Source organism: Streptococcus suis (assembly GCF_017601095.1).
Lineage (GTDB): Bacteria > Bacillota > Bacilli > Lactobacillales > Streptococcaceae > Streptococcus > Streptococcus suis_Z.
On sequence record NZ_JAGFUX010000001.1, the window covers coordinates 79,948 to 93,847 of the forward strand.

Genomic DNA, 13,900 nt, shown 5'->3' on the forward strand with positions numbered 1-13,900 from the left:
ATTTTTCTATTAAACGCTTTCATTATACCATGTTTGAAAAGAAAAATCACGCTTTCACGTGATTTTCTGATATTTATTTTTTAACTTTCTGTAAAACCGGAACAATGGCCAAAACAAGACTGATAGAAATAATCAACTCTGCCAAGGTATTGAAGGAAACGATTGAAGCCAGGAGAGCTTGAATATTGCTAGCATAGACAGATCCGAACAGGAAGAAGATACCCGAGAGAACAAACAAAGTATTGGTCAATGTACCAGTTGCAGCAGCCAAAGCCAATCCAGTACGGTTTGACATGGCTTTATAGACATAGAATGGGGTAATCCCGATGAGGATACGAGGAAGGACTGCGATGAGAATGGAATTAAAATTACCATTTTCTACAAATGGAGAGAAAACATAACTCATGGGACCCAACAATATAGTGTTACGAATCATACTCATAACCCCCATGAAGCCTCCCAACTGTGCTCCAATTTTCGGTCCATAGATGATACTGGCAACGATGACTGGAATATGGGTAATGGTTGGTTTGATAGGGAGGACAAAAGCGGCAAAAATTGCTTGACTGATGGATTCAAGAACAATCATAATGGCAATAAAAATAGCTAGGGTTGCAACTTGATTGGATTTTTTATTTTTCACTGAGCGTTCGACTCACTTTCTCTAAAATAATATCAATTTCGGCGAGGGCGCCAGTCCCAAAATCGCCACAAGCCAACAAGGCTTCTCGAGGCTTGATTTCCTGAAAACCAAATTTTTCAAGCAATTGGAGATTGCGTTGGGTAGCAGGATTGAGATACATATTGGTATTCATTGCAGGAGCAAGAAGTTTAGGTACTCCAATAGGTAGAGCCAGGGCAACAGTTGAGACAGGGTCGTCTGCCAAGCCATGAGCTAGTTTGGCAATGCTATTGGCAGAGGCTGGAGCTAGCAAAAACAAATCCGTTCCCTTTGCGATATCGATGTGCTTGATGGAACGGGGCTCCTCTTCTTGCATAATATTAGTATGAACTATATTTTTCGACAGAGCTTGCAAGGTTAAGGGAGTAATAAACTGTGTAGCTGATTCTGTCATTAAAACCGTCACTTGATGACCTTGCTTGGTCAGTTGGCTGGTCAAATCTGCTGATTTATAAGCAGATATGGAACCAGAAACAGCTAGAGTGATATTTGCCATTGCTTTATTCCCCTTTCTGAACACTTTTCAAAATCAATTCTGCAATTTCTTCCTTAGTTTTTGCCAAGACGGTATCATCCTTGGACACCAAATAGGCATGATGATAGTTGGGACCAATTTCTGATAAATCATTGGCAACAATGTAGTCTGCCTTGTTCTTGTCCAGACTTTCTCTTGCAACAGAAAAGAGTTCTTCTTTTGAAACATCGACCAAGAGTTTAAAGCCAATTAATTGGATAGCAGGATTCCAGTCTTTTACAAGCGAAATAACCTTAGGGGTTTTCTTGAGCAAGAGAACCTGGTAGTCATCCTTGGAAGAAATTTTTGTTTCAGTATTGCTTCTGGTCAATAAATCTGAGAGATGCTCGGCTTGCTCTGCCTCTTCTAAACCAGTCATATAAACAGGAGTATAGTCAGAAACAGCCATACTATGAATGAGGACTTGGTGCTGCGGAACAAGTTTTTCTAAACATGCTTTGAGGCTTTCTACATTAGTAATTTCATGGATGACTAAACCAGAGGTCGGCGAGGGTTTTACCGCAGCCTTGGTTGTGACCAATGTGACCTGATGCCCAGCTTTTAAAAAAGTTTCTGCCACTATTTTTCCTAAGTGACCTGTTGCGTGGTTGGTGATGGAGCGAACGCGGTCAATAGCTTCGCTCGTCCCACCAGAAGTAATCAAGATTTTCATGGTCCTATTTTACTAGAAATAACTATTTTCGTAAAGTTTTCAAGACCAAGTTCAGTTTAAAAATACTAAAACAAGATATTAGAGAAAACTGGGCGTTGACTAAGTGAAAAAATCCGTACGATCTTTAGAAAATTGCATCTAAATTTAGCAAAAAGCAAAATTTTTGATATACTACAACTAGCAAATAGAATGGAGTTAGCAATGAAAACCGATATTGAAATCGCTCAAAGTGTAGAATTAAAGCCCATCACAGAAATCGTTGAAAAAATTGGTATCAGCTTTGATGATATTGAACTCTATGGAAAATACAAGGCTAAATTATCTTTTGATAAGATCAATGCTGTTAAGGACAATGAACCAGGCAAGTTAATTTTGGTGACGGCTATCAACCCGACCCCTGCTGGAGAAGGCAAGTCAACGGTAACCATTGGACTGGCGGATGCCCTGTCTAAAATTGGTAAGAAAACCATGATCGCCCTCCGTGAACCATCTTTGGGGCCTGTAATGGGGATCAAGGGTGGAGCTGCAGGCGGTGGCTATGCTCAAGTCTTGCCAATGGAAGACATTAACCTGCATTTTACAGGAGATATGCACGCCATTACCACAGCAAACAACGCTCTTTCAGCCTTGATCGATAACCATATCCACCAAGGAAATGCGATTGGGATTGATCAACGTCGTATTATCTGGAAACGTGTTGTGGACCTCAACGATCGTGCCCTTCGTAAGGTAACAGTCGGCTTGGGTGGTCCGCTCAATGGCATTCCACGTGAAGATGGATTTGATATTACTGTTGCTTCTGAGATTATGGCTATCTTGTGTTTAGCGACAGATATCAATGATTTGAAAGAACGCTTGGCAAATATTGTGATTGGTTATCGTTTCGATCGCAGTCCTGTCTATGTGCGTGATTTGGCGGTGGAGGGTGCTTTGACCCTCATTTTGAAGGATGCCATTAAACCAAACCTTGTCCAAACCATCTATGGCACGTCAGCCTTTGTTCATGGTGGACCATTTGCTAACATCGCCCACGGCTGTAACTCAGTTCTTGCAACAACTACAGCTCTGCGATTGGCCGACTATACTGTCACAGAAGCAGGATTTGGTGCCGACTTGGGTGCAGAGAAGTTCCTTGACATCAAGGTGCCAAACTTACCAAAAGCACCCGATGCCGTTGTCATCGTCGCAACTCTTCGTGCCCTCAAAATGCATGGTGGGGTGAACAAGGCAGAGCTTTCTAGCGAGAACGTTGAAGCAGTCAAAGCTGGATTTGCCAACCTCAAACGCCATGTGGAAAATATCCGCAAGTATGGTATTCCAGCAGTTGTTGCTATCAATGAATTCGTCTCCGATACCGCTGATGAAATTGCTGCTTTGAAAGAACTTTGTGACCAGATTGGCGTACCTGTGGAATTAGCAAGCGTATGGGCAAATGGAGCTGATGGTGGTGTCGAATTGGCTGAAACTGTTGTTGCTACTATTGATAACCAAGCAGCAAACTACCAACGTCTCTACAAGTCTGAAGACAGCTTGGAAGAAAAAGTGACTAAAATTGTTACGCAAATCTACGGTGGTAGAGGAGTCGTTTTCGAGAAAAAAGCCCGTAATCAATTGGCTGAATTTGCTAAGAATGGCTGGGACAAGTTGCCAGTCTGCATGGCTAAAACCCAGTATAGCTTCTCTGATGATCAGTTTGCACTGGGGGCGCCGACTGACTTTGACATTACAGTCCGTGAATTTGTTCCAAAATTGGGAGCAGGCTTCATCGTAGCTCTTACCGGAGATGTCATGACCATGCCAGGTTTGCCCAAAGCCCCTGCAGCCCTCAATATGGACGTGGCAGAAGATGGGACAGCAATCGGTTTGTTCTAATCAGAATGAACAGAAAAAATCCGCTCGGTTGGGCGGATTTTTCTATTACTCTGGTAGTTGATCAACTGTTCTATAGGCAAGAAGTCCTAGTAAGACACTAGCCATCGGAAGCAGGGTTGTCAAAATACCTGTATGCAATGGGGAGTTGAAGAAGAAGTGAAGACAGATACTGGCTGTAATCCACAGTAGACCTTGAACAGTTGACATGGCTTTTTGTTTGGTAAAAAGTGCCACCATACCAACAGCAAAGAGCATGGTAAATACCCAGTGGGTCCAACCAGCCTGTCCAACACGACCGATAATGGTCTCAAACCCATCTAGTTTACCAATAAACATATCACGAAAAGTGAACATGATATCTTCAACAATTTGGAAACTAAGACCTGCAATCATACCGCTGACCAAGGCATGTTTGAGAGTCATTTTTCTTGCAATGAGTAAAACTAAGACAACAACTAGAGCCTTGCCAAACTCTTCTGCAAACGGGGCAGAAACAGCAGCCCCCCAGTCATAACGAAAATCATCACTGACCTTAACAATCTCTAGCAAAAAGTAACCGATAGCAGTGTGTCCGTAGTCTGAAAAAGCCACTCCGGCAGTTAGTCCCAAAATCCAACTTAAATGACTGACTTTTTTGGAAATAGCATAGCGGTTTTCCAAGTAGCGGATCAAATAGACCAGGGGAATGATATAAAGGGCAGCAACAGAAATAGTCAGTAAAAATAAGGGGTACTTGGCTTCCATGCCATTTGGTTTGGCCAATTCTTCAAAGATAATCTGACAGCCTTTTACAAAGCCAAAGCTGGCTAAAAGAATCGGGAAATAGGTTTTACAATAGTGTATTATGGTTCGCATTGAAAACTCCTTTGTATTAATTGGTTAGTGTATGAATACATTGTAGCAAAAAATGTGACATTTTGTCTAATTTTTATCTGTTTTTTGCCGAAATGCCGTAAAATTTTACTGTCGTAGCAGAATTGAGCCAAAAATTTTCTTTTTTGATAGACTAATGTTGAAAAAATAAAAGGAGTATTTTATGGAACAATATGATTTAGTAGTCATTGGTTTTGGAAAGGCTGGTAAGACCTTGGCAGGTAAGCTGTCAGCAGCTGGAAAAAAGGTTGCCTTGGTTGAGGAAAATCCTGCTATGTTTGGCGGAACCTGTATCAATATTGGCTGTATTCCAACCAAGACTCTCTTGGTAGCAGCAGATAAAAACTGGACTTTTGAGCAGGTAATGGAGCAAAAGGAAATGGTCACCACTCGCTTGAGGAACAAAAACGAGGCAGTCTTGAAAGGTAGTGGTGCTAATCTTTATCAAGGTCACGCACGTTTTGTTGCGGACAAAGTTGTTGAAGTGTCGGCAGGTGAGGAATCCATCCAACTAACTGCGGAAACTATTGTCATCAATACAGGTGCTAAGTCGCGCGTGCTTCCAATTCCAGGTTTGTTGGATACAGCTCACGTTTATGATAGTACAGGCATTCAGAACTTGGAAACTCGTCCTGGTAAGTTGGCTATTATCGGCGGTGGTAACATTGGACTGGAATTTGCTGGTCTTTATAGCAAACTCGGCAGCCAGTTGACAGTATATGAAGCCAGCTCTGCTATTTTACCAAGAGAAGAGGAAGTGGTTGCCAAGTTAGCCAAGGAGTATATGGAAGAAGCTGGTGTGTCCTTCGAGCTTGGAGCTAACATCGAGCAAGTAGCAGCTGCGGGCGAGCAAGTTGCTGTGACGGTTAATGGTGAAACGGCAATCTTCGATGCTGTCCTCTATGCGACAGGTCGTGTGCCAAACACTGCTGACTTGGGCTTGGAAAATACGGCGATTGAGCGTTTGGAAAATGGTGCTGTTAAGGTGGATGACTACTGTGAAACCACTGTTCCAGGTGTCTACGCAGTGGGCGATGTCAATGGCGGTCCACAATTCACTTACACATCCCTAGACGACTTCCGTATCGTTTTCGGCAAGTTGACTGGAACTGGAACTTACAGCTTGAGCCAACGTAAGTCAATCCCAACCAGTGTCTTTATCACGCCTGTGCTATCTCGTGTCGGTCTGACCGAGAAGGAAGCCAAGGCAGCAGGTTACGACTACATTGCCAATGAATTGCTTGTTGCCAATATGCCACGTGCCCATGTCAATAATGACCTCAAAGGCATTTTCAAGGTTATCGTGGATAAGGAAAGTAAGCTTGTTCTGGGCGCGACTCTCTTTGGTCGCAATTCTGAAGAGTTGATCAACTTGATTGCTATGGCCATTGACAATAAGATTCCTTATACCTACTTCAAAACACAGATTTTCACCCATCCGACTATGGCTGAGAATTTGAATGACGTCTTTAATTTTTAAGCATTTTAAAGGATGAAATTATGTACCCCCTAATCATGTCGACTAGGGGGAATTTTTCTATGTCGTTTCAATCTCTTTTCCTTGTGATAGACTTGTCACGATGTTTATGGAAGCAGTACTTGTTCCAGTTTGATTTTTCTGTCGAGTTCTTTCTGAAAAATCTTGACGAATGTCATTTAAGACCTGCAGGATAACTTTCTCTGGTGCCGTTGGGTCATAGCTGATTTTATTGACCAAGTGGCTATAAAGAAGAGTGTAGTATTTAAGGGCTGTCTTACGGACCTCAAAACTGTTTATCTTTTCACGAGTGCCGGTGTCTTGACTTCTATTTAGATAAATATGATAAGCACTTTCATGACTTTCTCGAAGATTGGCAACAGCTTCATCCAACAGCAGTAGGCTAACATCTTCTGAGTAGGGGGACTTTGCCAGTCGAGCTAGAAGTGAATCCAGTAAAGCAGACGATTCTTGCATGTTGCTAGACCGTGTATATTTGTATAATTTGATGAGTTCTTGCAGGCGGTGATAGGCTTGTAATTTCTCTGGTGTTCGCGCATTTTTAAAGAGTTTTAATCCATTGACAAATGCAGAGTAGTCAGCCTTTCGATTCTTTAAGGCCTTGTTTAGGGCACTAGTCATATCTGAGCCTCGTTTTTGTTTTATACTTTTTTTCAACATGGGCAAGGATTCTTCAAGCTGTGTGATTAAGTCAGTTACCATGGGATCATTGGTGGCTGAACTATATTGTTTCAAGGTATCAACACTAGTGGTGATGAGTTGTGTAAATTCTGCTTGATTCAATCGTTGTGTATATAAAGGGATTCGGATTTTCATTTGTGTACCTCACTATCTTTTTTTATGGTCATCTATTTATTCGAAAATATGTAGGAGAAAAATATGAAATAGAAAAAAATTTTTAAAAAACTTGTCAAATCATATGGTTTTCCTATAATACAATTTTATTTTTTAAAAATTACATTGAAACACAATGATATAAATGTTTAAAAGTGGCAATTCAGTTTGATTTACATGTTTAAAAATTGTTTTTGCAATAAAATCATTGGTTTTGCGAGTTTTCAAATTGAAATGATATGATTCTATTTTCAATAACAAAAAAAGCACGTAGATTTTTCTAGGTGCTTATGTATTTAATAAATTTACTTTCCAAAGTTGGACATCATCATCAAACCCTTGGTATTTTTCAATCCCTAACACATCAAGTGCGGCTACAGCTAAAACACTAATAGGTACTTTGTAGACAGGTAGCAGTTCTTTATCTGTTTTCAAATCAGTCAAGAGAGTCACGGCATTTTCACTAGTATCACGATTTTCAACAACGTTACGAATGAATTTTAATTTGTCCACTATTCCTGCCATTTAGCCCAACTACTTTCTATTCGTTTTAATTCAGCTTCTTTCAATTTCTCTAATCTAATTATAGACTCTTCAGCAACATTATTCAAGCGATAAAAGGCTAATTCAGCATCATAGGCTTTCGTTTCAAATTCAGCCATCATTTTATTTTCAAGTTGTACAAAGCAAGCTCTGAATTCGCCCGTGCCGAAAAATTTTTCTCAGCCACATACCGCCTTGCTTTTTCCTCAAAAGCCTTGACATCGAAGTCATCAACTCGAGCCTTCACTTCAGCCAAAGATAAACCATTCTTATCAGCATACCGTTGTTCAAAGGCTCTAATTTCCTTTTCTAGCTCGTTAAAGTGATAAGAGTATTATTCTTATCTACACTCCTCAGGTAGTAGAAAAAAGAAACTACTCTCTAGCTTAACGAGTCTAAAAACCAGTTTTCATGTTACAATAAGGTATCAACCATTGGAGGTTTTATATGAAATGGAATAAAAAGTTAGCACTGGGTGCTGTATTAGCAACCAGCCTAGTCACCTTGTCTGCTTGTCAATCAATTTCAAATTGGTGGAAAAATACCAAGGAAGAATGGATTGGCTTGGAGATGACGGTACGGACATACGATGAAAATTCTCAATTGATAGATGAAATGTCTGGTAAGTCCCTATCGATTTCGCGGAATGAAGAATTCGACTCTGTGGATGCCGAAGGCTACTCTAATGCGGATTCGTCTGTTTTGAAGGTGACACTTGGCAATTATGAAATTGACCATGTCGGTTCCTCCTTAATTGCAGCAGAAGAGGGGTTGGAAGATTTGTTTGCCAAGTACCAAACTACAGTCGATATTGCCAACTATGACCATTCTATCCCCCTGGTTAATCGCATGGTCTCTAGCCTGAAAAATGATTTTACTGGTAAGGCCAAGGTGGTCTTGATTCGTTCGCAAAACGGGACACCACTTGCGACCTATGTTGGGGATAAGGTATCGCTTTATGCCTCAGATGCACCAAAGACTTCCGAGCTCTTGATTGACGGCAAGCGTTTGATCATCTATCGTTGTGACTATACCATTTATGATAGAGAATTATTGGAGAACTAGATGATAGAAATTCGTTCCGCAAGGATAGAGGACGCTGCAGACCTGGCGGCAATTTATGCACCTTATGTAGAAAAGACCGCTTTTACCTTTGAGACTCAAGTGCCGACTGTGACAGACTTTGCAAGTAGAATAGAAAAGACCTTGGAGAATTTTCCCTATCTAGTCGCTGAAGAAGATGGGCGAGTTGTGGGCTATGCTTATGCATCGACCTACTATGCCCGTGCTGCTTACGATTGGACAGTTGAATTGTCTGTTTATGTCAGTAAAGAAGCACGAGGAAAAGGAATCGGAAGTCTTTTATATGATACTTTGGAAGAGAAATTGAAAGTGCGTGGTTTTAAGAACTTTTTAGCCTGTATTGCCCTGCCAAATCCTGCCTCCCTTGCCCTCCATGAGAAGAGGGGATATGAACAGATGGCGCATTTCAAAAAGGTGGGATATAAATTTGGGACCTGGCATGATATTGTCTGGCTACAAAAATCCTTGGTAGGTGAATGTAATGAAGATTAAAGAATTAGAAAAACGTTTGATGGCGGTAGCAGATGCCAGTCAGGTCCAGCCTATGAAGGCCTACATGAAAAATAACTTTGATTTTCTGGGAGTTCGGACACCTAACCGTCGAACAGTTGCCAAGCAATTTTTCAAAGATTTTAAGGCTCCGGGAATTGACTGGGATTTTGTGGAGGCTTGTTGGGAAAAGCCTTATCGTGAGTTTCAGTATATCGCCATTGATTACCTGGTTACTAAGAAAAAAGACCTGGTTCTAGCTGATTTATCCCGCTTGAAAAAACTGGCTCAAAGCAAGTCTTGGTGGGACAGTATTGACGGTCTTGATAAGTTAGTTGGTAAGATTGTCTTGGACAATCCAGAGGCCAAGCAGACCGTTTTGGAATGGAGTCTTGATGATGATTTCTGGTTGAGGCGAATTGCCATTGACCATCAACTCTTGCAAAAAGAAAAGACAGATACAGAACTTCTAGAGAAAATTCTGGTCAACAATCTCAATCAGACTGAATTTTTCATCAACAAGGCGATTGGCTGGAGTTTGCGGGATTATTCTAAAACCAATCCTGAATGGGTACGGGCTTTCCTTGACACATACCGCTCCCAAATGGCAGGCTTGTCCATTCGCGAAGCCAGTAAGTATATCTAGGAGGAGCCATGTCCAAAGTCTATGAATTTGAAACCCTTATACATCCAGTACCAGATAAGGGCGGAGCCTATGTCATCTTTCCCTATGATATTCGAGAAGAATTTGGTAAGGGAAGGGTAAAAGTCCATGCCAGATTTGATGGTCATCCTTATGATGGCTCCATTGTCAATATGGGAGTTAAGGATGAAGCAGGCAATATCTGTTACATAATAGGCGTTCAAAAAGCTATTCGAGCGGCTATTGGAAAACAGGCTGGCGATAGAGTACAAGTAACCATTCAAGAACGAATGGAGTAATCAGGCTTGCAAATCCTTGAGATTATGGTAGAATAGATTCATGCGATGAGCCGAGTAGTGACTTTGTCACATTCGACGCTAGGGAGGTCTTCATTAGATTGAAACGCAGGAGCGGACCTTGAATAGTTGTGTGAACCTTCTATTCTCATCGGAAACGATGCCCTTGCCCACTTAGGTGGGCTTTTTTTTGTATTTCAGACTTTCCATTTATTGAAATTGTGGTATAATTATGAAATAACAAATTTTTAGAAAATTTTGAAGAATTAACCTAAAGGAGATTTCTATGGCTTATGTAGTAGCTGTTGTTGGTGCAACTGGTGCAGTTGGTGCCCAAATGATAAAAATGTTGGAAGAGTCAACACTTCCAATCGAGAAAGTGCGTTTCCTTGCTTCTGCCCGTTCAGCAGGCAAGACCTTGCAGTTTAAGGGACAGGACATTGTCATTGAAGAAACAACAGAAACAGCCTTTGAAGGAGTGGATATTGCCCTCTTCTCAGCTGGAGGCTCTACATCTGCCAAGTACGCTCCTTATGCGGTAAAAGCAGGAGCTGTAGTAGTTGACAATACCTCTTACTTCCGTCAAAATCCAGATGTACCGTTGGTTGTTCCTGAAGTTAATGCACACGCGCTTGATGCCCATAATGGTATCATTGCTTGTCCAAACTGCTCAACTATTCAGATGATGGTTGCATTGGAGCCTATTCGTCAGAAATGGGGCTTGGAGCGGATTATCGTATCAACCTATCAGGCAGTTTCTGGTGCTGGTATGGGAGCAATCTTGGAAACACAAGCTCAGCTTCGTTCTGTCTTGAATGATGGCGTGGAACCAAAAGCGGTAGAAGCAAATATTCTTCCTTCAGGTGGTGATAAGAAGCACTATCCAATCGGTTTCAATGCGATTCCACAAATTGACCTCTTCACTGAAAATGACTACACTTATGAAGAGATGAAGATGACCAAAGAAACCAAGAAAATCATGGAAGATGACAGCATTGCCGTTTCTGCAACCTGTGTTCGAATTCCAGTCTTGTCTGCTCATTCTGAGTCTGTTTATATTGAGACAAAAGAAATTGCACCGATTGATGAGGTAAAAGCAGCCATTGCAGCCTTCCCAGGTGCTGTTTTGGAAGATGATGTGGCAAACCAAGTATATCCGCAAGCCATTAACGCTGTTGGTAGCCGTGATACCTTTGTCGGTCGTATCCGTAAAGATTTGGATAAGGAAAACGGTATCCACATGTGGGTTGTTTCTGATAACTTGCTCAAGGGTGCTGCATGGAACTCTGTGCAAATCGCTGAGACTCTTCATGAACGTGGTCTAGTTCGTCCAACTGCAGAATTGAAATTTGAATTGAAATAATTAATGGATAGGCTTGATTGAGAACCATTGGTTCAAATCAGCCTTTTTTGGAAAGGAAGTATAAGAGAGGAATGCCATGTCTATTCAAGAGTTACGAGATGTAAAAATTATTACAGCTATGATTACACCATTCAATGAGGATGGTTCGATAAATTATGCAGTCTTGCCCGAGTTGGTTGAGCATCTGTTGTCCCATCACACAGAAGGGATTCTGTTGGCAGGAACAACTGCTGAAAGTCCAACCCTTACTCACGCGGAAGAATTAGAATTATTTGCTGCCGTGCAAAAGATTGTCAACGGTCGTGTCCCCTTGATTGCAGGTATCGGTACCAACGATACGCGCGATTCGATTGAGTTTGCTAAGGAAGTAGCGGCATTCGGAGGCTTTGCGGCTGGTCTTGCCATCGTGCCTTATTACAACAAACCTTCTCAAGAAGGAATGTATCAGCACTTTAAGGCCATTGCAGATGCTTCAGATTTGCCAATCATTATCTACAATATCCCAGGTCGTGTCGTTGTTGAAATGACGCCAGAAACCATGTTGCGTTTGGCAGAACATCCCAATATCATTGGGGTCAAAGAGTGTACCAGCCTTGCCAATATGGCTTACTTGATTGAAAACAAGCCAGAAGATTTCTTGATTTATACAGGTGAGGACGGAGATGCCTTCCATGCCATGAACTTGGGAGCAGACGGTGTAATTTCAGTGGCTTCCCATACAAATGGTGATGAGATGTATGAGATGTTCACAGCCATTGAGCAACAAGATATCCGAACAGCAGCCGCGATTCAACGTAAGTTTATTCCGAAAGTCAATGCCCTCTTCTCCTACCCAAGTCCTGCACCGATTAAGGCAGTTCTTAATTATATGGGATTTGAAGTTGGCCCGCTCCGCTTACCATTGGTACCATGTCCAGAAGAAGATGCCAAACGCATTATCAAAGTTGTCGTTGATGGCGACTACGAAGCAACCAAAGCAACAGTAACAGGAGTCGTAAGACCAGATTATTAAAAAATATTCCATGTAGTGAAACACATCAGATTTCTGATGTGTTTTTTAGTTGCAAGCCTTTTCATTTTTGGGTAATTCTTGTTATAATAGCAAAAACAAATAAGGATCTTGTATGGAAATTATTATTATTGGAGCTTCTTTTGCTGGATTAGCAGCAGCAGTAGAGGCAAGAAAAACCTATCCTCAGGCTAATATTTGTCTGATTGACCAGGAAAAAGAAGTTGGCTATTTTCCCAATGCTTTCAATTGGCGAATGAAAAATCGTATTTCGACTTGGGAAGAAGCTACTTGTCAACTCTATGAGGAAGTCCTTTCTTCGGACATTGAGCTACTCTTGGAAACGCGATTCTTGAGCTTATCTCAGGAGGAAAATGTAATCCAAATCAGTCGAAATGGTCAAGTAACGAATCTTTCTTTTGATTATTTGATTCTTGCTATGGGCTCCTGTCAGGTATGGGAATACCAAAGTCAGGATAGCAGGGAGAGAATTCTATCTTGTAAATCGAAACGAGAGGCTTTGGTAGCATTTGAAAAAATCGCTACTGCCAAAAAGATTGCAGTTATTGGGGCAGGGCAAATTGGCTTGGAAACCATTGATGCTTTATCGGAATATCCCATCGAATTGCAGTTGATTGAGTCACAAGAGTGGCCGCTGGCAAAGTATTTTGATCAAGAGATGACGGAGTTTATCTTAGAGGAATTTGACAGTCGAAATATCAAAACCTATTTCGGTCAAACTGTTAATAAGCTAGAGATTGAGGATGGTAGTTTTGTCTGTGAAACTTATGAAGAAGGCATTCGGGCAGACTTTTGTCTTTTAGCAACGAATTTTAGACCCAATAGTCAGCTCTTGCAAGGGCAATTAGAAATGGATCCAGATGGTTGCTTGGTTGTTGATGCCTTCCTAGAAACCAGTCGTCCAAGAGTTTTTGCGGTTGGCGACCTTATACGACTTCCATTTGCCTTTTTTGGTCAAGCCTATCTCCCAATGATCAACCATGCAATTTTAACAGGTCGTCTAGCAGTTGCAAATTTACAAGAGAAGAAGCGACCATTAAAAGATGTTGTGCGTATTGTCTCCAGTCGGATTTTTGGGATGAATATGACAAGCGTTGGATTGACAGAAAAAGAGGCGCAATTGTGGCTGGACACAGACGTGGTTCGTATCCAGCAACCTTATAGTCAATGGGATAAGGAAAAACTGGATTTCAAGCTGGTTTTGAGCCAGACCGATGGTCGTCTTTTGGGCGGACAATTGATTTCAAAATCGGATCATCTGGCACAAATGAATCAGCTGGCTTTAGCTATTCAGCAAGGATTAGCAATTGATGATTTGTTACAACAATCTTGGCTTTGTTTACCCCAGCAGACTGCTCTGGTTCCATTTTTAATAGAAGCAGCCAATTACTATTACCACGAAAAACGAAGAAGGGAGGCAGGTATCTAGTGCATATTGCTCTCTTATTAGAAAAACGTGAAAGCACCATACTACACTTGATAATAGATTTACAAAGATGGGGATATG

16 protein-coding genes are annotated in these 13,900 nt (G+C 41.4%); 9 read left to right on the forward strand and 7 right to left on the reverse strand.

Translation table 11 applies throughout. The features are described from left to right. Positions 1-73 precede the first annotated feature (73 nt). From J5566_RS00415 to J5566_RS00425, 3 genes are read right to left on the reverse strand one after another with little or no spacing between them, the layout of a single operon-like run. The gene (locus tag J5566_RS00415; protein ID WP_208561623.1) at positions 74-643 is read right to left on the reverse strand and encodes an ECF transporter S component; all 570 of its coding nucleotides are present in this window, start codon (positions 641-643) and stop codon (positions 74-76) included. Continuing rightward, positions 633-1,178: a phosphopantothenoylcysteine decarboxylase gene (gene coaC, locus J5566_RS00420; protein ID WP_208561624.1), complete on the reverse strand. Its 546-nt coding sequence runs from the start codon at positions 1,176-1,178 to the stop codon at positions 633-635. The genes J5566_RS00415 and coaC overlap by 11 nt, the downstream gene beginning before the upstream one ends. 4 nt (positions 1,179-1,182) lie before the next feature. Beyond that, positions 1,183-1,869, reverse strand: a complete 687-nt coding sequence (locus tag J5566_RS00425) for a phosphopantothenate--cysteine ligase (RefSeq protein ID WP_208561625.1) — start codon at positions 1,867-1,869, stop codon at positions 1,183-1,185. 201 nt (positions 1,870-2,070) lie between these two features. Between J5566_RS00425 and J5566_RS00430 the strand changes: the two genes are divergently transcribed. Further along, the gene (locus J5566_RS00430) at positions 2,071-3,741 is read left to right on the forward strand and encodes a formate--tetrahydrofolate ligase (protein ID WP_208561626.1); all 1,671 of its coding nucleotides are present in this window, start codon (positions 2,071-2,073) and stop codon (positions 3,739-3,741) included. A 45-nt stretch (positions 3,742-3,786) separates the two neighbouring features. Here J5566_RS00430 and J5566_RS00435 read toward each other — a convergent pair whose 3' ends face one another. Next, positions 3,787-4,596, reverse strand: a complete 810-nt coding sequence (locus J5566_RS00435) for a PrsW family glutamic-type intramembrane protease (protein WP_208561627.1) — start codon at positions 4,594-4,596, stop codon at positions 3,787-3,789. Between the two features lie 181 nt (positions 4,597-4,777). Between J5566_RS00435 and J5566_RS00440 the strand changes: the two genes are divergently transcribed. Beyond that, positions 4,778-6,094, forward strand: a complete 1,317-nt coding sequence (locus J5566_RS00440; RefSeq protein WP_208561628.1) for an FAD-containing oxidoreductase — start codon at positions 4,778-4,780, stop codon at positions 6,092-6,094. A gap of 57 nt (positions 6,095-6,151) precedes the next feature. Here the strand turns inward: J5566_RS00440 and J5566_RS00445 are convergent, their stop codons facing one another. The 3 genes from J5566_RS00445 to J5566_RS00455 form a co-directional block, all read right to left on the reverse strand. Beyond that, a complete protein-coding gene (locus J5566_RS00445; RefSeq protein ID WP_208561629.1) occupies positions 6,152-6,928 on the reverse strand; it encodes a DUF6261 family protein in 777 nt (258 codons plus the stop codon). Positions 6,929-7,234: 306 nt separating this feature from the next. Beyond that, positions 7,235-7,471, reverse strand: a complete 237-nt coding sequence (locus J5566_RS00450) for a hypothetical protein (RefSeq protein ID WP_208561630.1) — start codon at positions 7,469-7,471, stop codon at positions 7,235-7,237. Further along, positions 7,459-7,608, reverse strand: a complete 150-nt coding sequence (locus J5566_RS00455; RefSeq protein WP_208561631.1) for a hypothetical protein — start codon at positions 7,606-7,608, stop codon at positions 7,459-7,461. The genes J5566_RS00450 and J5566_RS00455 overlap by 13 nt, the downstream gene beginning before the upstream one ends. A 328-nt stretch (positions 7,609-7,936) precedes the next feature. On the opposite strand from J5566_RS00455, the gene J5566_RS00460 reads away from it, so the two are divergent. From J5566_RS00460 to J5566_RS00490, 7 genes are all read left to right on the forward strand, one after another. Continuing rightward, a complete protein-coding gene (locus tag J5566_RS00460; RefSeq protein WP_208561632.1) occupies positions 7,937-8,554 on the forward strand; it encodes a DUF5052 family protein in 618 nt (205 codons plus the stop codon). Continuing rightward, positions 8,555-9,064 (forward strand): GNAT family N-acetyltransferase, encoded by a 510-nt coding sequence (locus J5566_RS00465; protein WP_208561633.1) that lies wholly within the window; start codon positions 8,555-8,557, stop codon positions 9,062-9,064. It begins immediately after the preceding gene. After that, positions 9,054-9,707, forward strand: a complete 654-nt coding sequence (locus J5566_RS00470; RefSeq protein WP_208561634.1) for a DNA alkylation repair protein — start codon at positions 9,054-9,056, stop codon at positions 9,705-9,707. The genes J5566_RS00465 and J5566_RS00470 overlap by 11 nt, the downstream gene beginning before the upstream one ends. Positions 9,708-9,715: 8 nt before the next feature. After that, complete coding sequence (locus tag J5566_RS00475; RefSeq protein ID WP_024387563.1) at positions 9,716-10,003, forward strand: DUF1905 domain-containing protein; 288 nt, start codon at positions 9,716-9,718, stop codon at positions 10,001-10,003. A 283-nt stretch (positions 10,004-10,286) separates the two neighbouring features. Beyond that, positions 10,287-11,363 (forward strand): aspartate-semialdehyde dehydrogenase, encoded by a 1,077-nt coding sequence (locus tag J5566_RS00480; protein ID WP_208561635.1) that lies wholly within the window; start codon positions 10,287-10,289, stop codon positions 11,361-11,363. Between the two features lie 76 nt (positions 11,364-11,439). Further along, the gene (gene dapA, locus J5566_RS00485; RefSeq protein ID WP_208561636.1) at positions 11,440-12,375 is read left to right on the forward strand and encodes a 4-hydroxy-tetrahydrodipicolinate synthase; all 936 of its coding nucleotides are present in this window, start codon (positions 11,440-11,442) and stop codon (positions 12,373-12,375) included. 112 nt (positions 12,376-12,487) lie between these two features. Next, positions 12,488-13,822, forward strand: a complete 1,335-nt coding sequence (locus tag J5566_RS00490) for an FAD-dependent oxidoreductase (RefSeq protein ID WP_208561637.1) — start codon at positions 12,488-12,490, stop codon at positions 13,820-13,822. Positions 13,823-13,900 lie beyond the last annotated feature (78 nt).